Annotated in this window: 23 protein-coding genes and 2 tRNA genes; 23 read left to right on the top strand and 2 right to left on the bottom strand. The window is 35.0% G+C overall.

What is annotated here, in order from left to right:
- Positions 1–894 precede the first annotated feature (894 nt).
- Positions 895–1,167: a hypothetical protein gene (locus tag HCQ94_RS03725; protein WP_166982013.1), complete on the top strand. Its 273-nt coding sequence runs from the start codon at positions 895–897 to the stop codon at positions 1,165–1,167.
- Between the two features lie 235 nt (positions 1,168–1,402).
- The gene (locus HCQ94_RS03720) at positions 1,403–1,753 is read left to right on the top strand and encodes a hypothetical protein (protein ID WP_166977756.1); all 351 of its coding nucleotides are present in this window, start codon (positions 1,403–1,405) and stop codon (positions 1,751–1,753) included.
- A gap of 1,359 nt (positions 1,754–3,112) precedes the next feature.
- On the opposite strand, the gene HCQ94_RS06225 is transcribed toward HCQ94_RS03720, so the two are convergent.
- Positions 3,113–4,852: a prealbumin-like fold domain-containing protein gene (locus HCQ94_RS06225; RefSeq protein ID WP_198426288.1), complete on the bottom strand. Its 1,740-nt coding sequence runs from the start codon at positions 4,850–4,852 to the stop codon at positions 3,113–3,115.
- A gap of 452 nt (positions 4,853–5,304) precedes the next feature.
- Positions 5,305–5,378, bottom strand: a tRNA-Gly gene (locus tag HCQ94_RS03710).
- Positions 5,379–5,633: 255 nt separating this feature from the next.
- On the opposite strand from HCQ94_RS03710, the gene HCQ94_RS03705 reads away from it, so the two are divergent.
- The 21 genes from HCQ94_RS03705 to HCQ94_RS03605 all read left to right on the top strand — a co-directional run bounded on the left by HCQ94_RS03705 (position 5,634) and on the right by HCQ94_RS03605 (position 25,385).
- A tRNA-Pro gene (locus HCQ94_RS03705) sits at positions 5,634–5,706 on the top strand.
- A gap of 389 nt (positions 5,707–6,095) precedes the next feature.
- Entirely contained in the window at positions 6,096–7,403 is a 1,308-nt protein-coding gene (tig, locus tag HCQ94_RS03700) for a trigger factor (RefSeq protein ID WP_166982010.1), read from the top strand.
- A 305-nt stretch (positions 7,404–7,708) separates the two neighbouring features.
- Positions 7,709–8,323, top strand: coding sequence for an ATP-dependent Clp protease proteolytic subunit (locus tag HCQ94_RS03695; RefSeq protein WP_166982007.1), 615 nt, complete (start codon positions 7,709–7,711; stop codon positions 8,321–8,323).
- Positions 8,324–8,325: 2 nt separating this feature from the next.
- Positions 8,326–8,991 carry an ATP-dependent Clp protease proteolytic subunit gene (locus HCQ94_RS03690; protein ID WP_269775632.1) on the top strand — a complete coding sequence of 222 codons (666 nt, stop codon included), beginning with the start codon at positions 8,326–8,328 and terminating at the stop codon, positions 8,989–8,991.
- Between the two features lie 8 nt (positions 8,992–8,999).
- A complete protein-coding gene (clpX, locus tag HCQ94_RS03685; RefSeq protein ID WP_166982004.1) occupies positions 9,000–10,232 on the top strand; it encodes an ATP-dependent Clp protease ATP-binding subunit ClpX in 1,233 nt (410 codons plus the stop codon).
- An 18-nt stretch (positions 10,233–10,250) separates the two neighbouring features.
- Entirely contained in the window at positions 10,251–10,730 is a 480-nt protein-coding gene (locus tag HCQ94_RS03680) for an iron-sulfur cluster assembly protein (protein ID WP_166982001.1), read from the top strand.
- Positions 10,731–11,172: 442 nt separating this feature from the next.
- Positions 11,173–12,093: an aspartate carbamoyltransferase gene (gene pyrB / locus HCQ94_RS03675; RefSeq protein WP_166977744.1), complete on the top strand. Its 921-nt coding sequence runs from the start codon at positions 11,173–11,175 to the stop codon at positions 12,091–12,093.
- A complete protein-coding gene (locus tag HCQ94_RS03670; protein ID WP_166977742.1) occupies positions 12,093–12,518 on the top strand; it encodes an aspartate carbamoyltransferase regulatory subunit in 426 nt (141 codons plus the stop codon). Before pyrB ends, HCQ94_RS03670 begins: the two co-directional genes overlap by 1 nt.
- A gap of 1 nt (position 12,519) precedes the next feature.
- Positions 12,520–13,707 carry a dihydroorotase gene (locus HCQ94_RS03665; protein WP_166981998.1) on the top strand — a complete coding sequence of 396 codons (1,188 nt, stop codon included), beginning with the start codon at positions 12,520–12,522 and terminating at the stop codon, positions 13,705–13,707.
- Positions 13,707–14,561: an orotidine-5'-phosphate decarboxylase gene (gene pyrF / locus HCQ94_RS03660; RefSeq protein WP_166981995.1), complete on the top strand. Its 855-nt coding sequence runs from the start codon at positions 13,707–13,709 to the stop codon at positions 14,559–14,561. The genes HCQ94_RS03665 and pyrF overlap by 1 nt, the downstream gene beginning before the upstream one ends.
- Entirely contained in the window at positions 14,551–15,285 is a 735-nt protein-coding gene (locus HCQ94_RS03655; RefSeq protein ID WP_166977736.1) for a dihydroorotate dehydrogenase electron transfer subunit, read from the top strand. The genes pyrF and HCQ94_RS03655 overlap by 11 nt, the downstream gene beginning before the upstream one ends.
- Positions 15,285–16,181, top strand: coding sequence for a dihydroorotate dehydrogenase (locus HCQ94_RS03650; protein ID WP_166981992.1), 897 nt, complete (start codon positions 15,285–15,287; stop codon positions 16,179–16,181). The genes HCQ94_RS03655 and HCQ94_RS03650 overlap by 1 nt, the downstream gene beginning before the upstream one ends.
- 48 nt (positions 16,182–16,229) lie before the next feature.
- Positions 16,230–16,811 (top strand): orotate phosphoribosyltransferase, encoded by a 582-nt coding sequence (gene pyrE, locus HCQ94_RS03645; RefSeq protein ID WP_166977732.1) that lies wholly within the window; start codon positions 16,230–16,232, stop codon positions 16,809–16,811.
- Between the two features lie 442 nt (positions 16,812–17,253).
- The gene (gene abc-f / locus HCQ94_RS03640; RefSeq protein ID WP_166981990.1) at positions 17,254–18,867 is read left to right on the top strand and encodes a ribosomal protection-like ABC-F family protein; all 1,614 of its coding nucleotides are present in this window, start codon (positions 17,254–17,256) and stop codon (positions 18,865–18,867) included.
- Positions 18,868–19,134: 267 nt separating this feature from the next.
- A complete protein-coding gene (locus tag HCQ94_RS03635; protein WP_166981988.1) occupies positions 19,135–19,341 on the top strand; it encodes a hypothetical protein in 207 nt (68 codons plus the stop codon).
- 89 nt (positions 19,342–19,430) lie between these two features.
- Entirely contained in the window at positions 19,431–20,264 is an 834-nt protein-coding gene (locus HCQ94_RS03630; protein WP_166981985.1) for an undecaprenyl-diphosphate phosphatase, read from the top strand.
- Between the two features lie 185 nt (positions 20,265–20,449).
- On the top strand, positions 20,450–21,142 hold the full coding sequence (locus HCQ94_RS03625) for an HAD family hydrolase (RefSeq protein ID WP_166981980.1): 693 nt from the start codon (positions 20,450–20,452) through the stop codon (positions 21,140–21,142).
- 71 nt (positions 21,143–21,213) lie between these two features.
- Positions 21,214–22,296 (top strand): tRNA (adenine-N1)-methyltransferase, encoded by a 1,083-nt coding sequence (locus tag HCQ94_RS03620; protein WP_232525702.1) that lies wholly within the window; start codon positions 21,214–21,216, stop codon positions 22,294–22,296.
- 156 nt (positions 22,297–22,452) lie between these two features.
- Positions 22,453–23,352 (top strand): hypothetical protein, encoded by a 900-nt coding sequence (locus tag HCQ94_RS03615; RefSeq protein ID WP_196373597.1) that lies wholly within the window; start codon positions 22,453–22,455, stop codon positions 23,350–23,352.
- Between the two features lie 22 nt (positions 23,353–23,374).
- Complete coding sequence (gene lgt, locus HCQ94_RS03610; protein ID WP_166981975.1) at positions 23,375–24,292, top strand: prolipoprotein diacylglyceryl transferase; 918 nt, start codon at positions 23,375–23,377, stop codon at positions 24,290–24,292.
- Positions 24,293–24,416: 124 nt separating this feature from the next.
- Positions 24,417–25,385, top strand: a complete 969-nt coding sequence (locus tag HCQ94_RS03605; protein WP_166981972.1) for a DNA glycosylase — start codon at positions 24,417–24,419, stop codon at positions 25,383–25,385.
- Positions 25,386–25,473: the final 88 nt, after the last annotated feature.

Below are 25,473 nucleotides of genomic sequence, written 5' to 3'. Positions count from 1 at the left end.
GAGTGTTGTAAACGTTTCTCTTGGTAAATTATTCTCAATTTATATGGGTTGTTGATTGTTGAAATATATTTTATACATATAATATGCTTGAATACAGGTTGATACTACCTTAAAAAGTTCCAAATAAACAAAGGGTCTTGCTTTAAATACAGTATATCTCTGTAGATTCTTAGACGGAGTTATCTATAAGAAGTCACCTAATGAATATATGGAGAGATGTTTTCGACTGGATAACTTATGTGTTGCTAACTTTGTTATATAAATACTTAATATATCAGTTCTTGAATGTGTATTTACAAAAAAGTAATGTGAGACTTTTTCAAAGTGTATGTGAAATAACTTGTTTAGTTGGTTTTGAAAGTAAAGTTTATTTTGTTTTTAGTTTTTAAATTTTAATGAGGATGAAGTTTTATTTAAGATTTTTAGGGGGAGGAGGGAGCTTAAAACCAGTTTTTTCTTTGTGGTAAAAGTGAGTTTTATATTATTAAAAGAAATATTGTGTTTATTGCTTAGTGAAATAATTAATTTCTTTTATGGTAAAGCTATTTTTTTTTGTTCATGAGTATCTATTTCGTTATCTTCTAGTTCAAGGAGATAGGTAGAGGTCACGTGTTTGTAAGATTTGTGTACATATTTAAATATAAGCTTATGTTAAGTTTGTAATTATTCAATAAAATGCATACATTGTAAAAAATGTTTTAACAATGAAGTTTTAGATTATGTTATTAGATAGTTTTAGAAGTAATTATTAGATAATCATTATTGCATTTTATTAACAATATTTCTTACATATTTATATTATGAAAGGTAGTAGCCATGAAAAATAAAAAGAATATATTTTATCCTGTTGTAACTATATTTACTGTCAGTGCACTTAGTGTTTCTTTCATATGAATGGCAAACGCAACACCAAATTCGAAGAATAATGCTGTAAACTATTCGATTTCGAGATACTTACCAGATTTAGCTGCGGTTGATTCTAAAGAAGTAAGTCATTTTTCAAACGAGGTAGAGTTACTATTCACTGAGTATATAAGTCAAGATTCTTCTGGTATTTGGTATATAACTGAAGCTGAACATGAATCCAATGTTAATGTTCAAGATTTAGCAAAAATTGTTGACTTCTTTAACGCCTTTGCGAACAAAATATATCTACAGGAAAAGTAATCCCTACAGTTACCGACTATACAAAATGTGTAATTAATACTGCAGGTTTAGGAGGTATAGGTGGGTTTCTTTACAGGTGGATTTAATAAACTAATTGAGCGGCGTCTTTAGAGAGAAGTGGCTATGTATATAATCAAAGTTGTCGGTGTTAACGCTAACAAGGGCGGTGTAGTAGGACTGGCTGCACTATTAGCTGCAGGTGCAATCTGGTGTGCGACTCCATGGAGGTAATGATATGTCTAACAAACTAGTACAAAGTGTTTTTAGAGTATTTGCTATATCTATTATAATTATATTTATATTGACGATTGTAAGTCCTATATTTGGTATGTCTATTGTCCAAATTTGGTATGAATATAAAAACTGGTTACTAGGTTTGATTGTTGTTTTCCCTATAGTTTACATGGTATTAGACGATAGTTTTGAAAAACAACTTTCTAAGGGGTACAAACTTGATGGAGACCAAAAACAATCAACCATGTATGTCTTCAAACTTATTGGTGTTGACGCTATCAAAGGCGGGATAATAGGAATACTTTCATTCTTATTAGCAGGTGCAATATGGTCTCTAACTCCGTGGGGGTAGAAAACACACCAAAAGTTGCTAAAGTACTAGTTTGCCTTGAGATACAAGCAATAAGTAGGTAGTTATAGATAGGTATAGGTGCCTAGGGTAAGCAGGAAAGTGAAAACTGTTTTTGCTCTTAGTATAATGCTGTGAAGGTGAAGTTACTGCTCTAGAAAACCCTCGAGAAGGGGTTACCTTTGCCTCTGTTAACACTGAGCAAGAGGAAGATAATGATGTTTGGGAAGAGTAATGTAGCTGGGTTGCATCGTAGATTAGATGACATCAATCATGAGATCGCCAATAACCCACTACATAGTGACGAAGTTGTAAAGGTAACTAAGCTCATCGATAAATTAAAAGCTTAAGGGCATGAGTCAGAGATTGGTCAAGTACTTGCGAACTGTCACTTCCTAGTTCTGAAGAGAATGGGCGACTAACCGCTGTACATGCTTTCAGGTTTGCACGTTTGAATAAAAAACGAATAAAGCTGGAAAAGAAGCTTTCTGCTACCAAAAGCGTGAGACTTTCCCATAAAGCTTCCTTGAATTTTGTAAGCTTGAAGAACCTTTTCGTGTCACTAATTGATATAAGAGAAAGTAAATGCCTATAAGAGAAGGCAAATGCGTAACGGTCTAGGTATGATTTAGACTCTAGGCTATATAACTGATTATCTAATTTAGTGAAAATAAATTGTTTCACAAATTGTTCCATTTTAAAGTAAAAAATACTTATTTGGAAAATCTATACCCAAATGAGCGATACTAACAGACCAAACCTGCCGCTGTTGGATACAAGACGGCGAGTGGGTGCAGATTTTACCTGGGTGGATGCAAGTTTCGTTCGGGGGGGGGGAGAGAGACAAGTATGAGACGTGTGCGTGCTAGCGGGTACACGTGGAGTATAGGAAATGTGAGGTAATGAAATCTTGAGAGTCTGGTAGCATCATCTTCAGAATCTAGACGTTAAAATCCTGAAGTTTTCATTATGAAATTTGTGTAAACCCTCTATATTTCTGAGCCTTTGATGGATTTTTATCTACAACTGGTACAAGATTCATAAAGGTGAGTCTTGTCGGCTCACTGAAGTGCTAGGGATAATCCTTATTCTTGAGCCGGCTGGCTAAGTGTGTACAAGTCCAATCGCAACCTTCGTTCTTTTCTAGAACTCTCGCGCTACAGTGGGATTCATGCCAATAAAGATGAGAAGCGTACCTTCCTTGGAACATGGCACGAACTACCCGGTTAAAAACCAGCAGATTCAGACCCGAAATATACTCCCATTTGATATGAGCTGGTTTTTGTACAGATGTTATAGACAAATATAAGCAATCTCGTCACTAAGCTAACACCTGTACAATGAACCTTCAGCCTGTGCTTTTTATCGGCTATGTTCTTCTTTACGTCCTTTTAACGCTCCGATTCCCAATAACAATGTACCTGATAATGCCATTAATCCAACATACAGCGATAGATTAACTCCATCTGTTCCTGTCTTTGGCAATGTTTTATTGCTTGGTTTTTTAGGCTCGTCTTTTGGTGGATTGTTCGGCTTGTCTTTTGGCGATACTTTTATTTTGATGTTCTTTACTGTAAGTTTAGAACCATCTACGGTTACATTCTTATGGTTTTCTGTCGCTTTAATTAACCCGTTCTTATCCACATGGAAGCCGAATTCGCCGAATGTTTCATAGTTTTCAGGAGTTTTTGTCTCTTTAAGAACATAATCTCCCTCATCAAGTCTTAGAGCCTTAACATCCATGTCACTGGTCCAGTTTGCAACTACCTTTTCAGAATTCTTAGGCGTGATTACGAATTCCGCTCCTGCAAGAGGCTTGCCATTCTCATCCACCTTGCTGATAGAAATTTCAGACTTGTATTTGTTTACAAAAGTTACAGGCTTGATAAAGCTGTTTGGCACATCATCGTATGAGCTAAAACCCTGCAAACTGATATTCTCGTAGTATGCATCCGCTTCTTCTACGGAGTTAAAGATCATGAAATTATCGTTATAATCTAATATATCAACGATTTTGACCTGATTATTAGAAGCAATCAGATCAGCATCTTCACCTGTAGGCTTCCCTTCTCGAAGTAAGTATCTCCTTATTCTGTAGTCTTTTGGCTCTCCATTTGACGTGGTATAGCTATCCTTTAATTTATGCGAAAGTTCTGTAAATGTTGGAATATCATCTTGTAGAAAATCTCTCTTAAAAGCTTTTCTTAATGCCTCTGTATCTGTTGTATTCTCATCAACATATCCTCCCCTGACGGGCTTAGGACGCCATAAAGACTTGGATACCGAATTGATAGTTCCATCCGCATTAACATCCTTATGAGTAAACAAAGTTCTTTGTACAGGTGTTGCATAATAGGTCACGGCTATATTTGCTCGTAAATTATAGACCTGAGAATAAAAGAAAGTATCGAAAGAATACTCGAGCAGAAGCTGACAGCCATCATCGAAGGCACCTATCCCTCCACCTTCATAGAAGCAACGCCATGCAATAGTGTCCTTTGGCCAGCCACGCCTATCTTCTGTATAAGTATCGTCTCCAGGTTTGCTCGAATCATAGCCTGCCTGTGCGGTCTGAACACCATCACTGGACCTCAATCCTCCCCAGTTATATCTTATGTTGTGATCCAATATGGCGCCCCCATTATCTGGATGATTATCTATTAAATCAGTAAGCTTCTCGTCATAAGCATCGTCCGGGTTGAAGGTTACTACCTCCCATTCCGCTTCATTTCCTGATTTAAATTCACCCTTTTGAATGAAAAAATCCTGTCCCGCATCAGCAAATTTACCGATGCCATATTCTTTTTCCTTGCCCTTCGGTATCTCACTGAGTATAAAAGGAACGGAGAGTCTAGGTACCCTCGTTCTGTCAGGGGCATTAGTCATGTCCAATTTCTTCTCAAACCGAAACTGCTGGATGATACTGAAGCCAGCCTGCACGTTATCTTCGTGAGGCGATGGATGAACCAGAATCGGATTCACAAGCAGACCCGTTCCAAATAAAGAGAGTATCATAATAGAAGTTAATACTTTTTTCTCAATTAGTTTACGAAACACCTTATTCTCCTCCAAGTAGTATTTGTACTTCTTGAATATTCTCATTTCCTCGTATATATTACATTATCAACCTTTCAGATTGAAGTGTAAAAAGTATTATTTGAAGAATGGAGTTTTTCGCGACTCGATGGGCAGAAGTGCGAAAAACTAAAATTCAGTAGATAAGAATTATGACTTCTTCTTGTAGTCAATGCTCTGGGGCGCTGAGAAAGAAGGGTAAGACCTCTACTAGTGTGACGCGGTAGCATTACGTAGGTTGCGTAACTTCTAGCGTAGTTAGTCACGAAGGTAGATTCTGATGGTTCCAGTCCAACTATTTTGTCACCTAAATTCTTGAATCAGTATCATGAGAGAAATATACCGTGATATCAGTATGTTCAGACCCCAACCATACTGAACTGTTTCCCGTTAATTGGACTAAGAAATAAGTTTGCGGTTAGTGGAAAATAAGGTAATTTTACCTATATTTCGATAACCATATTAAAAGAATATATCCATGGAGCGGATGACGGGAATCGAACCCGCACTTTCTGCTTGGAAGGCAGGAGTTCTACCATTGAACTACATCCGCATATCCGCATATAATGTGCGACGAGAAATCATTATATATGTATTTTTTATTTAACGCAAGAATGCATGTGGAAAATTTATAATACACAAAAATACTGCTCTTTATATTTAATATTTAAAACTGATTTTTCCTTGAAAAATGAAGGGTAAGATAGTTTATATACACTTATACAGTAAAATACTTTTAAAATTAACTTGTTTTTTTCAAATCATCATGTATCATTGTTTAGGTAATTGACAAACGTAAAAGTCAATTCGGGGTGTAGCGCAGGTGGTAGCGCGTCCGGTTTGGGACCGGAAGGTCGTGGGTTCGAGTCCCGCCACCCCGACATTTTTATTTAAAATAATTTATTTGTAAGTACTTATAATGAGTTATTTTATACAATACTTTTGTTGTCTATAGTTCATATGTAACTTTATAATCTATGTGCATAAGCTGAAAATTGTATTTAACAAGCTTACTTAAATACTTCTGTTTAAAAGTTTACTATCAAAAAGATACGATATAGTGATGAAAATTTGCTTATACTTATAAAACATAAATTTTAAGTTTTGACTTCAAAAAGATATAAAAGAGCTAAATATTTAAAGTATTTTCATTTAGTAAGTGTATTTTTTTCAATAAATAACATAGAATAGTCTAGTCTATAGCCTTATAAAACAAGGCCTATCTATACTTAGATAGTCGTTACTACTATTTTCTATGGAGTGCAACACAGTGAAAACGACCGTGGAAAGACTAGAACCTACAAAGGTCAAACTAAACGTTGAGGTTCCAGTAAGTGAAATTCAAAAAGAAATCGATGTAGCTTATAAAGAAATTGCTAAGCAAATCAATATCCCAGGTTTCCGTCGTGGAAAGATCCCACCACGAGTTGTAGATAGCCGTGTTGGATTTAGTGCAGTAGTTGAGCAAGCTACACGACTAGCAATGCCACATTTGTACGACACAGCAATTGCTGAAGCAAATGTTGTGCCAATGGGACAACCAGATGTTGAAGTTACTCAGGCCCCAGGTGCTGAAGGTAAGGGACGCGATGCTGACCTAGTATTCGTAGCAACTGTTGAAGTTCGTCCTGAAATTGAACTACCAAACCTAGATGGTCTTGAAGTTACAGTTGACACAATTAGTGTTTCAGATGAAGAAATTGATGACGAATTGCTAGCTCTACGTAAGCGTTTTGGAACACTAAAAGGTGTAGAACGCCCAGTAGAAGAAGGTGACTTCGTATCAATTGACCTAACAGCAACAATTAAGGGTGAACAAGTTGACTCAGTTGCTGGTTACTCATACGAAGTTGGTTCAAAGTCGATGCTAGAAGGCTTGGATGAAGCTCTTCTTGGTCTAGAAGTAGGTAAGAAGAAGAAATTCAAGTCAGAACTAGTTGGTGGCGCTCATGCAGGCAAGAAAGCAGACATTAACATCGTTGTTAAAGCTGTAAAAGAGCAGGAACTACCTGAAGTTGACGAGGAATTTGTACAACTAGCTTCAGAGCATGACACAGTAGAAGAACTACGCAGTGAGTTGTCATCAAAGATTGCTGAACGCAAAGAAACTGAACGTGCATTGCAAGCACGCGACAAGGTATTTGAACTAGTCAAAGAAAAGATTGAAAAGTTCCCAGTACCAACAGATATCGTTTCAGCTGAGCTAAAAGCTCGTGTTCCACAGAACATGAAGAAAGCTGAGAAAGAAAAGGTACGTGAAGAAATCGAACAGACTTTGCGTGAACAAATTCTTCTAGATGTTTTGGCTGAAGAGGAAAAAATTGAGGTTTCACAGCGTGAACTACTAGAATACATGTTCCAGATGGCTCAAGCATACGGAATTGATCCATCACAGATTCTTCAAAGCTCAAGTTCTGAACAAATGCGTATGATGGTTGCTGATATTACACGCAACAAGAGCTTGGTTTCAGTATTGCGTAAGACAACAGTTAAAGACACTGATGGTAACGTCGTTGACCTAAGTGAATTTACTAAAGACGCAGCAGAAGACGAAGAAACTGCTGAAGAAACAGAATAACTGATTTTTGTAAAGGGTGTGTGAGGCAAGACCTTATGCACCCTTTAGCATTTAATGCGCTATTTTCTATAACAAAATCATCTACAATATAAATGTAATATTTGTTAGAAACTTGCTGAGTATATATTTTAGAATTTGAGTAAATATATAAAGCAGGAAATATGCGTAATGTTTTTGAATGTTTTACTTAGAAGTAAATACTCTAAACTATGCCTAAGCTAATAGCGAAAAACTGTATGTTCTACTGTATTCTTGGCTCAAGATAGGATACTTTAGTATAAGCAAAATAATATACAGGAGGAAGAATGAGTTTGCCACAAGCTAACGAGGGTAGTCCATCGATGGGACTTACAGATCACGTATATGATCGCCTACTAAAAGAACGTATAATTTGGCTAGGTTCTGAAGTTAGAGATGAGAACGCTAATGCTATTTGTGCGCAAATGCTATTACTAGCAGCTCAGGATCCTAATAAAGACATTTATCTATACATAAATTCTCCAGGTGGTTCTGTAACAGCAGGTATGGCTATTTATGACACTATGCAGTACATTCAGCCAGATGTTGCAACTGTTGCAGTTGGTCTTGCTGCTTCAATGGGACAGTTCTTGCTATCTTCTGGAGCAAAAGGTAAACGCTACGCTACACCACACGCTCGAATCATGATGCACCAACCTTCAGGTGGTATTGGTGGTACAGCAACTGATATTCGCATTAATGCTGAACTTATTTTGAATATGAAAAAGACTCTTGCCTCACTAACTGCTGAGCAAACAGGTAGAACACTTGAAGAAGTTACATCTGACGCTGATCGTGACCACTGGTTTACAGCAGAAGAAGCAAAAGAATACGGATTCGTAGACCATGTTGTTGAACATTCAAGTTCAATTCTAAATAACACAGATGAAGGACAGAAATAACGATGAATAACTCAACATATAATTCAAATATGGCAATGCCTTATGGATATGCTCCACAAATGCCTCAATCACGTTATATCTTGCCAGAATTTGAAGAACGTACAGCATACGGATATAAGCGTCAAAGTCCATATTCAAAGCTATTTGAAGATAGAATTATTTTCTTAGGTGTGCAAGTTGATGATGCTTCCGCTGATGACATTATGGCACAGCTGTTAGTGTTAGAATCCCAAGATCCTGACGGCTTGATTACTATGTACATCAACTCACCAGGTGGTTCGTTTACTGCTTTGACTGCTATTTACGACACCATGCAATACATCAAGCCTCAGATTCAGACTGTTTGCTTGGGACAAGCTGCTTCAGCAGCAGCTGTGCTTTTGGCTGCTGGCTCTCCAGGTAAGCGCCTAGCATTACCTAACTCTCGTGTTTTGATTCACCAGCCATCTTTTGAAGGAGCTTTTGCTCAGGCTTCTGATATTGAAATCCACGCAAATGAAATTTTACGTATGCGTGAATGGCTCGAAAACACTTTAGCAAAACATACGAATCGTTCTGCAGAAGAAGTTTCAAAAGACATAGAACGTGATAATATTTTGACAGCTGATAAAGCACTAGAATATGGTATTGTTGACCAGATTCTAACTTCTAGAAAAGAAACAATTTAGGAGAATTCTTGTCCGACCGTGAGTTCATAGTTTGCTCATTTTGTAGTAAAAACCAAAAGCAGGTGAAGCAACTAATTGCTGGTCCTGGTGCATATATTTGTGATGAATGTGTTGATATATGTAAGGAAATTGTTGAAGAAAAAGCTTCACAATCTCAGGTAGAGATAACATATTTACCTAAGCCTCAGGAGATCTTCGACTTTTTGCAAAGCTATGTGATCGGACAAGAAACTGCTAAGAAAGCTTTATCAGTTGCTGTATACAACCATTATAAAAGAGTTAATGCTTCAACTATAGACACTGATATTTCTCTAGAAATGACTAAATCGAATGTTTTACTACTAGGACCAACCGGTACCGGTAAAACACATTTGGCTAGAACATTGGCAAAGCTTATAGATGTTCCTTTTGTGATAGTAGATGCCACAGCTCTTACAGAGGCTGGATATGTGGGTGAAGACGTTGAGAATATTTTGTTAAAGCTTATAAATGCTTCAAATGGCGATATCAAAAAAGCTCAACGAGGAATTATCTACATTGACGAAATAGATAAAATAGGACGTAAAGGTGAAAATGCTTCGCTTACTCGAGATGTATCAGGTGAGGGAGTGCAACAAGCTCTTCTAAAAATCATTGAAGGCACAGTTGCTTCAGTACCGCCTACTCCCGGTAGAAAGCATCCACATCAAGAGTATATTGAAATTGATACTTCTAGCATTTTATTTATTGCTGCTGGAGCTTTTGCTGGAATTGATGAAATAGTTAAAAAGCGTTTAGGACAGCGTTCAACGGGATTTGGTTCAGATCTAAAGTCTACTAAAGAATATGGTGATTTATACAGTAAAGTTACTACGGAAGATTTACATAAGTTTGGTTTAATCCCTGAATTTATTGGTCGTTTGCCTGTTGTAACGAATGTTAGTGCTTTAGATGAAAACTCATTGTGTAGAGTTCTTGTTGAACCCAAAAACTCTTTGGTTAAACAATATCAGCAACTATTTAGGCTAGATGATATTGAGTTAATCTTTGAAGAGGAAGCATTGAGAGCTATTGCTAAAAAAGCTATTAACAGGGCTACTGGAGCTAGGGGACTTTCATCAATTATGGAAGAAGTACTACAACCCATAATGTTTGAAGTTCCAAGTATAGATAACCTTGAAAAAGTTATAATTACTAATCAAGTGGTGGAAAACGGTTTGAAGCCACATATGATTTATATTGGTGAACAACTATCTGCATGATGTGAGTAAGGAAAATATATGGTAAATCCAATGGAATCTAATGATGAGATACCTGAAAAATATAAAATTCCTATCCGTACAGTTCAAGAAAACTCAATTGACCATAAATGTGCAACAACTAAGGTAGAAAATCATTCTTGTGAATGTAAAACTGAAAAACAAGCTAGTAATGCTGATAGCGATGAAAACGTTATTACTGCTTACGATGTTGAAGAAGCGCTAAAAGATGTGATAGATCCTGAATTAGGGATAAATATTGTTGACTTAGGTCTAGTATATGGGATTACATTAGATGAAAATGGTAAATCAACAATAGATATGACTTTGACATCTCCTGCTTGTCCTCTTACAGATGTAATAGAAACACAAGTGCGTTATATTCTTTCAACACTTGTAGAGGAAGTAGAGATAAATTGGGTGTGGCTACCGCCTTGGGGGCCGGAACAGATTACAGATGACGGTAAAGATCAGCTACGAGCATTAGGTTTTAATGTTTAAAAGTTTCTTAAACCTTTAAACGTTAAATACTTTCAAGATAGATTATATAGTCTATAGAAGTTTATTTTTTTCTCCATAAAATAGTCGCACTGTATTTTCCTTTGTTTTTGCTATATTGATATGTGATGAAAAATTTACAAAAAATATGTGAGAAAAATACAAAATCCTATTTACATTTTTGAAAAAATATTATCTAATTATTTGAGGAAAAATACAGATGATATGTGAGTGACTAAAATGACTTTTACAAATATACAAAAATGTGTAGTTGCTAAAAGTGATTTCTATTTTTCAAATTTAGTTTTTCTAATCAAAATGCTTAATAGTTTTAAAAATGATTGTTGCTTACGAGTAATTAAAAAAAGAAAAGTAGTTTTAATCAAAGAGAAATAACAAATGTTATTTCTCTTTTTTTTTTATGCCCTAAAAATAGGAGAGGAACATGGCAAAATACAAAAGTCTAGTAAGTAATGAAGACTTCACTAAAGAAGAATTCGAAAAAATCGTAGAGCTAGGATCAAAAATTTATGAAAATCCATTAGCATACGCTGATTTATGTAAGGGCAAAGTACTAGGTTCTTTGTTTTTTGAACCATCAACTCGTACACGCCTAAGCTTTGAAGCTGCTATGCTACGTTTAGGTGGCACATACATAACAATTCCTGAGCCAAAGGTTTCCTCAGCAACTAAAGGTGAGAGTTTAGCTGATACTATTAGAACAGTTAGTGCTTACACAGATATAATTGCAATGCGTCATCCACATGAAGGAGCTGGAGAACTGGCTAGAGAAGTAGCATCAGTTCCTTTTATAAACGCTGGAGATGGTGGACATCAGCACCCAACACAGACTTTGACAGACTTACTAACTATCTATCAAACAAAAGGTACATTAGAAAATATGACTGTCGGACTATGTGGTGACTTAAAATTTGGTCGAACAGTTCACTCACTAGTAAAAACACTATCTAAATTTGAAGGTAATAAGTTCATATTTATCTCACCCGAAGAACTAGAAATACCTGAATATATAAAAATGTACTTGCGTGAACGTAATATAGAGTTTACAGAAGTAAGAGACTTAGAGGAAATAATTGATCAGCTAGATATATTGTATATGACACGTGTACAAAGAGAACGTTTCTTCAACGAAGCAGATTACGTAAGACTAAAAGATATATACATCTTGGATCAAAATAAACTAAATAATGCCAAAGAAGACATGATTGTTTTGCACCCACTACCTAGAGTAAATGAAATCAGCGTTGAAGTTGATAAAGATAGCAGAGCAAAATATTTTGAACAAGTCAGATTCGGAATGATTATAAGAATGGCACTAATCTTAACACTATTGGAGGTCAAGTAATGTTAAAAATTGATAGTATATCAAAAGGCATAGTAATCGATCATATTAAAACAGGCTATGGATATGAAATATTCAAATTGCTAGAGTTAGATAAAGCTAGCTATGCAGTTGCATTGATTATGAATGTAGACTCCAAAAAACTAGGTAAAAAAGACATAATTAAAGTTGAAAACAAAATTGATGTTGATCTTGCAATTCTAGGTTTAATAGATAAAAATCTAACAGTAAATATCATTGAAAATGGCAATATAAAAGAAAAAATTTCAATGGTGTTACCTGAAACAGTAAAAGGATTCATCAAATGTAAAAATCCTCGTTGCATTACATGCCATGAAAATATTGAAACCCATTTTGTTTTATTAAAACGTGAAGAAGGCATATATCGTTGCAACTACTGTGATAATTTGTATACCGCTGGAAAGTAAAATGAAAACACTAATAAAAAATGCTGTAATTGTTGATAAAGATACTATTGCAAAAAGCGAAATTCTAATCGAAAACGGTCTTATTAGTAAAGTAGCTGATCAAATACAAACTGATAGTGACACTACAATAATTGATGCAAAAAATAAGACAGTTATGCCTGCTTTCGTTGATTTGCATGTACATTTTCGAGATCCAGGATTTACTTATAAAGAAGATTTGCAAACAGGATCAAAATCTGCAGTAAAAGGCGGATACACGACTGTGAATCTTATGGCTAACACTAATCCTATTTGTGATAGCGAAGAAAAACACAAAGATATCATTACTCGTGCAGAAAAAATAGGTTTAGTTGATATTTATCAGGCAGTTGCCGTAACTGAAAATTTTGATGCTACAACAGTTGTAGACTATTCAAAGCTAAGTACAAAACTACTTTCAGATGATGGAAAAGGTGTACCCTCAGATGTAGTAATGTATCATGCTTTGAAAAAAGCTAAAGAAAATGACAAACTCATAATGGTTCATGCAGAATCTGAATTATCTAAGATAGATTACAGATATGCTGAAGATTTAATCACAATGAGGGATTTATATTTAGCTGAAAAACTTGGTGCACCAATACATTTTTGCCACGTAAGCACTATTGATGCTGTAAAAGCAATACAAAAAGCTAAAGAAAAAGGCGTAAAAGTAACTTGTGAGATAGCACCTCATCATATAAGCTTGTACGACCTAAACTATAGAGTAAACCCTCCAATTAGAAGCAAAACAGACGTTCAAGCTCTAATTGAAGCAGTGAAACTAGGCGTGGTAGACACTATAGGCACTGACCACGCTCCTCATACTGAAGAAGATAAGGAAAACGGTGCTCCTGGAATGGTAGGTTTAGAAACAGCGTTCTGCGTTTCCTATACTTCACTAGTTAAAAACAACGGAGTAGACATTAGGAAACTATCAGAGCTACTTTCATACGGCGGAGCTAAAATTTTAGGAATCAACAAAGGCCTAATAAAACAAGGATACGAAGCTGATTTAGTTATTGTTGATACTGAAAAAGAAATCACAGTAGATCCATCTACTTTTGCTTCCAAGAGTAAAAACACTCCTTTTGCAGGCAAAAAATACTATGGTCAAATCCTAGCGACAATTAAAAAAGGCGAAATTAAATACAAGGAAGAGAATTTTTAATGATTATAGATAAACTATATGAACAAGTGGAACAAAAAGGGTTTGTATGCGTAGGTTTAGATAGTCACTTAGATTATATTCCTAAAAATATTAAAGAAAAATACGAGAATCTATCAGATGTGATTTTTGAATATAACAAGCAAATCATTGATGCAACTGACGATATTGTAGCTATTTATAAGCCACAAATTGCTTACTATGAAGCTCATGGTATTGAAGGATTGAAAGCCTACAAAAAGACTGTTCAATACTTGAGAGAAAAAGGACTGCTTAGCATAGGTGATATAAAAAGAGGAGATATCTCAAGCACAGCTAAAGAATATGCTAAAGCACATTTTGAAGGAGACTTTGAGACGGATTTCATAACTATTAATCCTTATATGGGAATGGACAGCGTAACCCCATATATCGATTACTTAAAAACAGGTGAAAAAGGTATATTCGTCCTATTGCGTACTTCTAATCCAGGGGCTAAAGATATAGAGTGTGTAGACCATGATGGAAAGCCTTTATACTTTCATGTAGGAGATCAGCTAAAGGAAATAGCCGACACACTGGTGGGTGAAAAAGGTTATTCATCACTAGGATTTGTCGTAGGAGCAACTCATGGTGAAGAAGCTAAAGAAATACGTCAAAGGTATGACAATATATTTTTCTTACTACCAGGATATGGTGCTCAAGGAGCTAAAGCTGAAGATATTAGGCAATATTTAGACGAGTTCAATGGAGGAGTTGTAAACTCATCTAGAGGCATCATAAAACACTATCAAAATTTTGAAGATGGGGAAGAAAAATTTGCCTATTATACACGTCAAGCAGTTCTAGATATGAGGAAGAGTATACGTGGTGAATAAAGCATACGAAACAGTTGAAGTTATCACTAACGAAAAAATTGCAAGCAATATTTACAAAATGGTAGTTAAAGGTAATTTTGTAGCTAAAGCTGGACAATTCTACATGGTGAAATGCTTTGAAGACAAAACTATGCTACCACGCCCAATTAGTATATGTGATGTAACAGATACAACTCTTACATTACTATATGCAGTGGTTGGAAAAGGCACAAAAATTATGGCTGAAAAAACCGTCGGAGAAACAGTTGAAGTACTGGGGCCACTAGGCAACGGGTTCAATATAGATTCTTCAAAAGTTGGGAAAAAAGTCGCACTTGTAGCTGGGGGAATAGGAATTGCTCCTATGCTGTACTTAGCTAAAGAAATAGACGCTGAAATTGATTTATACCTAGGGTTTAGAGACGAAACATACTTTGTTGACGAATTCAAACCATACGTAGATAACATTTATATAACAACAAATGACGGTAGCGTTGGACATAAAGGATTTGTAACAGAAATAATTAAGAAAAATTACTACGACAAAATATACTGTTGTGGACCTAATCCAATGATGAAATCAGTAAAAAATCTAGGTTTAAACATACCTATAGATCTATCTTTGGAAAGCAGAATGGCATGTGGCATAGGTGCCTGCTTAGCTTGTAGCTGCAGAGTCAAAGATCAAATGCGTAGAATATGTAAAGATGGACCAATATTTGAAGCTAGTGAAGTGGTGTTCTAATGCTAGAAGTTGATATTTGTGGAGTGAAGTTTAAAAACCCTGTTATCGGAGCTTCCGGTACATTTGGATTCGGTAGAGAATTTGCTGAATATATGGATTTGAACCGCATTGGTGGAATATCTACTAAAGGTTTAACTTATGGCGGAAGAGACGGTAATACTGGTATTCGTATATGGGAAACCCCCTCAGGAATAATGAACAGCATAGGTTTGCAAAATCCGTCGGTCCCTACTTTTATAGAAGAAGAATTACCGTATATGGAAAAACTGGATACTCAAATATTAGCTAATATTGGTGGTTCTCAAATAGAAGATTACGTGAAATCTATTGACCTTATAGATAAAACTAATATTAAGATAATTGAGCTTAATATTTCTTGCCCTAATGTTAAAGAGGGGGGAATGGCTTTTGGTATAAAATGCGATTCAGCTTACCAAATTATCAAAGAAGTTAGAGCTCATACTGATAAAGTTTTGATGGTAAAGTTATCTCCAAATGCTGAAAGTATAAAAGATATGGCCCTTACTTGTGTTGAAGCAGGTGCTGATTGCTTATCTTTAGTAAATACTTTCAATGCTCTAGCAATAGATATTCATCAACGCAAAGCAGTCTTTGACAATATAACAGCCGGACTATCAGGTGCAGCCATAAAACCAATAGCCTTACGCATGGTAAGAGATGTTTACTCCGTTGTAGATGTGCCTATTGTAGGTATGGGCGGAATTATGGATTACAAAGATGCGATAGAGTTCATTATGGCAGGATCTACTGCAATTCAAGTAGGCACAGCTAACTTTATAAACCCAACAGTAATGATAGACATTATTGAAGGAATGGAAAGCTTTTGTGAAAAAGAAGGCATAAAAAATCTAAAAGAAATAACTGGAATAATATAACTAATTTATGGATTAGTTTTTGTAAAAGAAAATGAAAAGGCGGGGAAAATGAGTGACTTGGTGTTAGAAATATTAAAAGAAAGACAAGCTTTACTAGAGGGGCATTTCTTACTTTCATCAGGCAAACACAGCAACCGATACGTTCAGTGTGCAAAGCTTTTGATGTATCCAGACAGTGCAGAGAAAATATGCTCAGTTATCGAAGAAAAGCTAGAAAATAAAGGTATTACAGTAGATGCTGTTGTAGGTCCGGCAATGGGTGGAATTGTTGTAGCTTACGAACTTGGACGAGCATTAGGTGTGCGTGCAATGTTTACTGAGCGTGAAAACGATGAGATGACTTTGCGTCGTGGATTTTTTATAAAACCTGGTGAAAAAGTGCTTATTGTTGAAGACGTTGTAACTACTGGAAAGTCTTCTTTGGAAACTATCAAAGTTTTGGAAGAACTGGGGGCTGAAGTTGTAGGTATTGCTTCAATTATTGACCGTACAAATGGCAAAGCTGATATGGAATATGACTTGACATCTGCTGTTGCTTTGGAAGTTGATGCGTATGATAATGCTGAATGTCCTTTATGTGCAGAGGGTGAACTAGAAGTAGTAAAGCCTGGTAGTAGGAAGAAATTCTAGGTTTTATACGGTTTGACTTTCTAAAAGCTGATATGTTGCAGAATATAGAGAATATCTTGTAAATAGTGTTGGAATGGTGTTGGTTTGAAGCATTGTTTCAGCACTATTTTACTTTTAAACTTTTGGTGATTACTTGTAAATAACTATAAGTAGTGTTTGTTTTGTATACCGTAAAATGTTCATGCACATTGGAATAAAAGTATACATTCTTTATTCACTAAGATAATAAAGCAGATATAAAAGAGTTATAAAAATAAAAACTTCACGTAAGTATATAACAAAATGTATTGAAAGTATCTCACATAAACACAACGTAACTTTAAATATATGTATTTGATAAAGCTAGAATATAAATAGTATAATTTTCAAGGTTTCTTAAGATAAATAATATAAAAATTGTTACTAAACAGACTCACTTGTATGCAAAGTTTTTAAGGGAAAAATGATACAGACTAACGGACTAACTATACGCATAGGGGCACGAGTACTAATGCAAGATGTGTCACTAAAAGTTGATAAAGGCATGAAAATTGGTCTCATCGGTAGAAATGGAGCTGGTAAGACAACACTTATGCGTCTGTTAGCTGGTGATACCTCTAATCTCGAAAATATAGAACACGATGGGCAAATTTCAAGTAGCACTCCCATAGGATATTTACCTCAAGATCCAGCACACGCTGACCCAAATATGAAAGCCATAGATAGAGTCCTCAGCGTAAGAGGCATAGATGTTTTGCTGGAGAAAATTCAAAAAGCTGAATATCAAATGTCCACTCTTGAAGGGGTAAAACAGCAAAAAGCTATGGAAAAGTATATCCGTTTAGACCATGAATTCACTATGAATGGGGGATATGCGGCTAAGAGTCAAGCTTACAGTATATGCTCAAATCTCGGTTTGAATGAAGCAACTGTTGAACAACCTTTGGGAACTTTATCAGGTGGGCAACGTCGCAGAGTTGAGCTTGCACGTATTTTATTTTCAGAGTCGAATATATTGCTATTGGACGAACCTACTAACCATTTAGATCATGATTCCATTTTATGGCTTCGAGACTACTTGAAAACTTATAGTGGTGGATGTGTCATTATTTCTCACGATATAAATCTAATTGAAGAAGTCGTAAATCAAGTGTATTTCTTAGATGCTACTAGACAAACTATAGACTTTTATAACATGGGGTATAAAGCTTATATTAAGCAAAGAGAAGATGATGTTAAGCGTAGGCGTAAGCAAGCCCAAAACATACGTAAAAAGGCTGATGTATTACTAGCTCAAGGTGAAAAAATGAGGGCAAAAGCCACTAAAGCAGTTGCTGCTCAACAGATGATTCGCAGAGCTGAAGAAATGCTAGCCAGCTTACCTCAAGAAGAAAAGCAAGAAAAAGTTGCGCGCTTACGTTTTCCTACACCTCTGCCATGTGGAAAAACTCCAATCTCTGTTTCAGAACTTACCAAAACTTATGGGAGTTTAGAAATATTTATTGATGTTAACCTTGCTATAGATAAAGGCTCAAAAGTTGTAGTTTTAGGACTAAATGGTGCTGGTAAAACAACTCTACTTAAGCTTATAGCAGGTATTGAAGAACCGACTTGGGGAAAAGTTCAGCTAGGGCATGGTGTAAAAATAGGATACTATGCACAGGAACACGATACTTTAGATTTTAATTTGACTGTGTACGAGAATCTTGAAAAAGAAGCCGTAGATATGGATGAAACTAAAATACGTAATATTTTAGGGCAGTTCTTATTTACTGGTGAAGATGTTTATAAAAAGGTATCAGTTTTATCAGGTGGTGAAAAAACTCGTTTAGCACTAGCTACCTTAGTTACCTCAGGAGCCAATGTGCTATTACTCGATGAGCCTACTAATAACTTAGATCCAGCAAGCAGGGAAGAAGTTTTGTATTCTTTGGCTAACTATGAAGGAGCAGTTGTACTAGTTACTCACGATCCTGAGGCAGTTTTAGCTTTGAACCCTGAAAGAGTTTTGCTGTTACCTGACGGTGATGAAGATTTGTGGAATGATGAGTATATGGATTTAGTTTCTTTAACTTAAATATTTGTATTAATACATTACTTATTTTTATAAATATTACGAAAGGTTACACATAAGTTTATCTATTTGCCCTTGTGTTGTGTAATGCTTTGAAAACTGTGTTGAAATAAACTCTATATGAAACTGATACTTAATAGTGATATACAAGGATAAATATGTAACTCGCGAACTGACAACTTGTAGCAGTGAATAGTAAGTATTCTGGATAAAAGCAATATTATTTTTCCTAAGACTACCAAATTTTTATAACTCTAGTATTATGTAATCATGCTTTCTAAAGGAACATTGGATAAAATTTGTAGCGCAAGAGGGTGTAATGGTAAGGGACTATATGCCATTGTATGGTCTAACCCAAATATACACACTGATAGAACAAAAACTTGGCTTGCTTGTGAAGAACATAAAGATTTTTTGACTGAGTATATTGCTTTGCGTTCTTTCCCATATGAAGTTAAAACAATTGATGAACTATAGATATAGATGATTAATTAATAAGATAGTATTATGAATAGGTAAAACTTATTACCTAGTAAATAAATTTAGACACAACTCTAAGGGTAACTATGAGTATTTTAGAAGCCATCATATTCGGTATAGTTCAGGGATTGACAGAGTTTCTTCCTATTTCTTCATCAGCACATTTACGCATAACAAGTGAACTATTAGGAATGAAAGATCCGGGAGCTGGCTTTACTGCTATTATACAAATCGGCACTGAACTAGCTGTACTAATTTACTTTTTCAAAGATATTGTACGTATCATAAAAAAATGGTGTCTAAGTTTTATAAAAACATCAGGAATCAAAAACAATGACACCGATGTTAGATTAGGATGGATGATAATAGTAGGCTCAATACCTATTGTTATTTTAGGTCTACTTTTACAAGACTGGATTGAGACAACTTTTAGGAACTTGTGGATAACTGTACTGACTTTATTCCTGTTCGCTATATTCCTAGGATTGGCTGATAAATATGGCAAAAAGCTTTATCGCATAGAAAACCTATCGTGGGCAAATGCTATAGTTTTTGGTTTCGCTCAAGCTTTAGCTCTAATCCCTGGGGTATCTAGATCTGGCGGTACTATTACTGCTGGTCGTCTAATGGGATACCGCAGAGAAGATGCTGCTAAGTACTCTTTCTTATTAGCAATGCCAGCAATATTTGGTTCAGGATTTTATATTTTACTTAAAGCAGCTCTAAAGTCTAATTTACAAGTTGAAGTGTTGCCTTTAATAGTGGCAACTGTTGTTTCTTTCCTTGTAGGTTATGCGGTTATAGTTTTCTTTATGAGATTAATAAGTACTAAGACATTTATGCCTTTTGTTATTTATCGCATTGGTTTAGCTGGTGTGGTTACGGTTTTATTAATGACAAAAGTCTTACTTCCAGTGTAGTATTTTCTAAGTTTATCTGACTGAAAACAAAAGGAATATAAGACATATTCTCCATTTATACGTCTATTGTTTATATTTATCTGTTGCATAGATATATAACCTATAAGCTTGAAAATGGTATATTAGTAGTTCAAATACTACTCGTTACAACATAAGTAAATAGCAATAATAATTAGGATAAATAAATGAGTTATAAGAATCCGCAAGCTTTTCTAGTAGACATGGATGGAACTATGGTTGACAGTGAAAAGTTTTGGGTCAAATCAGAAGCTGAAGTGGTAAGTAGATATGGCAAAGTTATGCCTGAAGAATTAAGCTTAAAACTTATAGGAACGTCAGCCAAACAACTAGGCAAAACAATAGTTGAATACTTAGATATAGATGTTGATTCCGATAGAATTACTGAGGAAATAATTGAGTGTGTTGAAAACAAAATGTTAAGTGAGTCTTTAGAGTGGAGACCAGGAGCTAAAGAGTTACTAATTTATGCTAATAAAAATGAAATTCCTATAGTTCTAGTTACTTCTTCACATTCAAGACTTGCTAAAATATTTGTTGAAAAAGCAAAAAAAATTGACGGAAAAGGCTTTAATTTTTATATAGCTGGAGATCACGTACAGTATCCAAAGCCAAATCCACAGCCTTATGAAATTGCTGCTGAAAAATTGGGAGTAGATATTTCTCAGTGTATTATTCTTGAAGACTCTAATTCTGGTATTAAAGCAGGTGCTTCTTCAGGCGGTAGAACAGTAGCCATACCATTTATGGGTAAGCTTGAACATATAGAAAATATTTCTTGGGTAAAAAGTATTAAAGATTTAACTCCTGAACGTATTGATATAATTCTCTCAGGTGAAAATATTGATTTACTTTCTTAAAACTCATAATAGTTATTAGTGGGAAGTAAGTTTTACTTAATAGGTAAGGTAATAAAAAGTAAGGGTGTAAAGTGTCAGATATTTCCTCTAAAAGTGATAACACTACTTCAACGGATAAAGACTATGCAAACGAAATAAATGTTCCTAATACATGCCAAACCTTACCTTTAGGACAAGCCAGACGAAACGGTCCTTTTAAATACGGAGAACGCGTACAACTTACTGACTATAAAGGGCGTATGTACACTTTTCAGCTCATAGAAAAAGGCCATTTTACTTGTAGTCGAGGCACCATAAAACATCACCAAATTGAAGGCAGAGAAGAAGGAAGTGTAATAACTTCCATAGAAGGTAAAGATTTCTTAGCATTACGCCCTCAGCTTTGTGACTATGTGCTTTCTATGCCAAGAGGTGCAACTATTGTTTACCCTAAAGATGCGGCAATGATTATACAAATGGGAGATATATTCCCTGGAGCTAAAGTTCTAGAAGCTGGTGTTGGATCAGGTGGCCTATCAATATCTTTGCTAAGCGCTATAGGTGAAAACGGGAAGCTTATTTCATTTGAAAGGCGTGAGGAGTTCGCTAAAATTGCTGAAGCCAATGTGGATTTGTGGTTTGGAGCAAGACATAAAGCTTGGGAAGTAATAGTTGGTGATTTTGCAAGTAGCGTGTATGAAAAAGTACCTGCACACAGTTTTGATAGGGTAGTTTTGGATATGCTTGACCCTTGGGAAAACTTAGAAGCTGTACACTATGCTTTGCGTCCAGGTGGTACTTTTATTAGTTATGTTGCAACAGCATCACAAATGTCACGACTTGATGAAGCTATGAAAGAAAGCGGATTGTTTACTAAAATTTATCCTTTTGAAACTTTTGTTCGTCCTTGGCATTTAGATGGCTTGGCAGTGCGTCCAGAGCATTCCATGATAGGGCATACAGGTTTTATTATTACTGCTAGAACATTAGCTGTAGAAAATGAAGATTTTACTTTGTCTCGTCGTCCAGCTAACGCTAGTATCAATAAAGGATCTCAATGGGATGAGGTTAAAGATTGGGATAATGGTCAGATAGATAAAAGAACAATATCAGATAAAAAAATAAGAAAAGTCATCCGTGATTTAGACCATAAAACTAGTAAGTTAGATACATAAAAGTTTGTTTTAAACTTTAAATTAGTGGTTTATTTGAATAATTTTTTGTATGATAATCGTTACCAATAATAATTTATGTGAGGTAAAAAGTTGACGTATAACAAGCATTCTAGACCTAGGAAAAAGAAAAAATTTAGCTTTTTGTCTAAAATTTTAGTGTCTTTTTTTGCTTTGTTCATATCAGTATTTATAGCCATACAATTTTTTATTCCTCAAGAAACTGTCAGTGAAACTGCTGTTTTATGTCAACATTTAAAGAAAAATATAACTGTTTCAGGAAACTTGGGCACAGTTCCTGTAATTGAGATAAAAGATCCCATACTAGCAACTAATAATTGCACTGAGAAGCTTATTACTTCGAACGGAAAAGTATTAAAAGAAAACGACCCAGTTTTACTAGCGATTACTGTATTTGATAGTAAAACTGGAGATAAACTAACAGGTGATAATCCTAAAATTGTTTCAGGTAAACTGACTTCTGAAATTGTTGAATCACATGTGTATGAATCTTTGTTAAAGACACGTGTCGGTGAGCGTATAGCTACTTATCTTCCAGTTACTAAGAATGACAGATTGGCTGGTGAAGTTTCTATTATAGATGTTTTACCATTACGTGTACTTACCAATAGTGATATAAAAGCTAAGAATTTTAAACCTGAAAATACTACTTTTACTAAGGATAAGAAAACTGGGGAAGACCTTCCAGTGGACGTAAAGTTTGAAAATGGTAAGCCTAGTTTTGGTGAGCAGAAATTTAGTCCTGAAAAATCTGCAGCTTATATCCTAATTAAGGGCGAAGGTAAACAAATATCTAAGAATTCTTCACCTATTACGCACTATTTAGCTAAGGATTTACAGACTGGTAAAATAGTAGATACAACTTATGAGACTGGGGTAGCTAGAAAGATAGATTTTAAACATAGCTACGAAGTTATTGCTCAGCTATTAGCTGACGAGCCTGTTGGTTCTAGGGTATTATTGTATTTAACTGGCGAAGACACAGACGGTAAAGCTTCAATAGCTATCGTAGTTGATATTCTAGCTTTAGAAAAATAATATTCATATGATTGGGGTATTTATGTACTATATACCTAGTCCTCCTAGCTGGAGTTCCGTAATAGAAATAGGGCCGTTTTCTATTCATGTTTATGCTTTGGCTATTTTATTCGGTATAGCTCTAGCGGTTTACTTTGGAGATAAACGATTTTATTTACGAGGTGGGGAAAAAGGTACTGTATTAGATACTGCAATCTGGATTGTTCCTATTAGCGTTATAGGGGCTAGACTTTATCACTGTATTTCTAATTGGAACCAATATTTTCCTCCAAATGGGGATTTCTTTTCCATTTTCCGTATATGGGAAGGCGGATTAGCTATTATCGGTGGTGTTTCTTTTGGTGCATTAAGTGCTTATATATTTTTGAAGTATTTCAGAAATGTACGTTTAGGACCTTTTGCTGATTCAATAGCTCCATATATAGCTTTAGCTCAAGTTTTTGGTCGCATAGGTAACTATTTTAATCAAGAGCTATTTGGATTACCTACAACTTTGCCTTGGGGATTAAAAGTAGATTCTGCGCATACTCCATCTGAATACCCTTACGGTACGTTATTTCATCCTACATTTTTATACGAACAGATTTTAAACCTTATTGCTTTTAGCGTTTTACTATTTATTGATAAAAAGAAACAGTTACGCTCAGGACAACTATTCTGTTTGTACATGATTTTTTACGGTTGCATTAGATTTGTTCTAGAATTTATCAGGATTGACAAAGCGTATGTGCTCTTAGGTATACGTTTTAATGGTTGGGCAGCACTAATAGTAGTAATAGTTGGTATAGTTGCATACATTTATTGTGGACGTAGAGCAAAGACTACATTTTATTCTAAAGAGGAACAGTCTGCTTTTATTCTCTATGATGAAAAGAATAGGGAAAGTCTGATTGATGTGGCTAGTGTAACTAATATTCATAAAAATGACTCTAAAGATTAAGAATCGCCTTTGTAATTTTTCTTTGTGTGTATTTATTGTTACTTACAAGATTTGCTTTGTATAAAGTGAATGAGAATATTTGCTTTATACCTTAATAAAAATTTATACGTATACTTGAGGGGATATGGAAAAAATACAGTTACCAGAAGTAAATGCGGTAAAGGTAATTATTAAAGATTTTGATATAAAACAGACTCTTGAATGTGGACAAGTTTTTAGGTTTAAGAAAATAAACGATAATAATTATATTGTCTATAGTGGTGACAAAATGGTAGAAGTACTACAAGAAAAACTCACTTCTCATAATATTAATACTGCTTTAAATCTTACCAATATGAGTATAAGAGATTTAGAGAGTATGACAGATAATTCACTTGATATAAAAAATATAGTTTTAGTTAACTTTTACTGCAACAACGATGAATTTGAAAACTATTGGAAAAAATACTTTGATTTAGAAACTGACTATTCAAAGATAAAATCACGACTAAAGCAACATGGAAATGCACTTAGTAAAGCTATGGAATATGGCAGTGGAATAAGAATATTACGTCAAGAAAAATTTGAAACAATCATTAGTTTTATAGTAAGTGCCAATAATAATATTTCCCGTATACAAAAAATAATGTTTTCGATTTGTGAAAAATATGGGCAAAAAATGTGTTCTAAAACAGGGATGCATTATTATTCTTTTCCAACGCCAAAAGACCTAGCTAGTGCTCTTCCTGAAAAAATGCGAGCAGAATGTAATGTCGGGTATAGAGATAAATATATAGTTCAAACAGCAAAGCTAATACATAATAAACAAATTGATATAGAAAATATGGCAAGCCTAGACACTGATGAACTTGTAAAAGAATTACAGAAACTATCAGGTATAGGACAAAAGGTAGCTGATTGTATAGCTTTATTTGCTTATGGAAGAGGAGAGGTTTACCCAGTAGATGTATGGAGTAAACGAGTATTTGAAAAATTATATGTAGGTCATGAACTACCTAAAAAGCAAGTACATAAAAGAGTGCATAAAGTATTCGGTAAGTATGCTGGTTATGCACAGCAGTACCTGTTTTATTACGGAAGAGAAAATTTTTAAAATATATTGGCTAATCTGTAAAATAACCTCAAAAAGATACTACTTATCATACTTTTAAGATATAATTACTTCCCAATGGCTATGATCC

The organism is Actinomyces sp. zg-332, from assembly GCF_011751945.2.
Lineage (GTDB): Bacteria > Actinomycetota > Actinomycetes > Actinomycetales > Actinomycetaceae > ZJ293.
The sequence above is the reverse complement of the archived record's forward strand: the minus strand, read 5'-3'. Positions and strand labels throughout refer to the sequence as shown.

Bases quoted from the DNA above. Each gene is read 5' to 3' on its own strand.
- HCQ94_RS03725 (WP_166982013.1), top strand. From the start codon at position 895: ATGGCAAACGCAACACCAAATTCGAAGAATAATGCTGTAAACTATTCG.
- HCQ94_RS03720 (WP_166977756.1), top strand. From the start codon at position 1,403: ATGTCTAACAAACTAGTACAAAGTGTTTTTAGAGTATTTGCTATATCT.
- HCQ94_RS06225 (WP_198426288.1), bottom strand. From the start codon at position 4,852: ATGAGAATATTCAAGAAGTACAAATACTACTTGGAGGAGAATAAGGTG.
- HCQ94_RS03695 (WP_166982007.1), top strand. From the start codon at position 7,709: ATGAGTTTGCCACAAGCTAACGAGGGTAGTCCATCGATGGGACTTACA.
- HCQ94_RS03690 (WP_269775632.1), top strand. From the start codon at position 8,326: ATGAATAACTCAACATATAATTCAAATATGGCAATGCCTTATGGATAT.
- HCQ94_RS03680 (WP_166982001.1), top strand. From the start codon at position 10,251: ATGGTAAATCCAATGGAATCTAATGATGAGATACCTGAAAAATATAAA.
- pyrB (WP_166977744.1), top strand. From the start codon at position 11,173: ATGGCAAAATACAAAAGTCTAGTAAGTAATGAAGACTTCACTAAAGAA.
- HCQ94_RS03670 (WP_166977742.1), top strand. From the start codon at position 12,093: ATGTTAAAAATTGATAGTATATCAAAAGGCATAGTAATCGATCATATT.
- HCQ94_RS03665 (WP_166981998.1), top strand. From the start codon at position 12,520: ATGAAAACACTAATAAAAAATGCTGTAATTGTTGATAAAGATACTATT.
- pyrF (WP_166981995.1), top strand. From the start codon at position 13,707: ATGATTATAGATAAACTATATGAACAAGTGGAACAAAAAGGGTTTGTA.
- HCQ94_RS03650 (WP_166981992.1), top strand. From the start codon at position 15,285: ATGCTAGAAGTTGATATTTGTGGAGTGAAGTTTAAAAACCCTGTTATC.
- pyrE (WP_166977732.1), top strand. From the start codon at position 16,230: ATGAGTGACTTGGTGTTAGAAATATTAAAAGAAAGACAAGCTTTACTA.
- abc-f (WP_166981990.1), top strand. From the start codon at position 17,254: ATGATACAGACTAACGGACTAACTATACGCATAGGGGCACGAGTACTA.
- HCQ94_RS03635 (WP_166981988.1), top strand. From the start codon at position 19,135: ATGCTTTCTAAAGGAACATTGGATAAAATTTGTAGCGCAAGAGGGTGT.
- HCQ94_RS03630 (WP_166981985.1), top strand. From the start codon at position 19,431: ATGAGTATTTTAGAAGCCATCATATTCGGTATAGTTCAGGGATTGACA.
- HCQ94_RS03625 (WP_166981980.1), top strand. From the start codon at position 20,450: ATGAGTTATAAGAATCCGCAAGCTTTTCTAGTAGACATGGATGGAACT.
- lgt (WP_166981975.1), top strand. From the start codon at position 23,375: ATGTACTATATACCTAGTCCTCCTAGCTGGAGTTCCGTAATAGAAATA.
- HCQ94_RS03605 (WP_166981972.1), top strand. From the start codon at position 24,417: ATGGAAAAAATACAGTTACCAGAAGTAAATGCGGTAAAGGTAATTATT.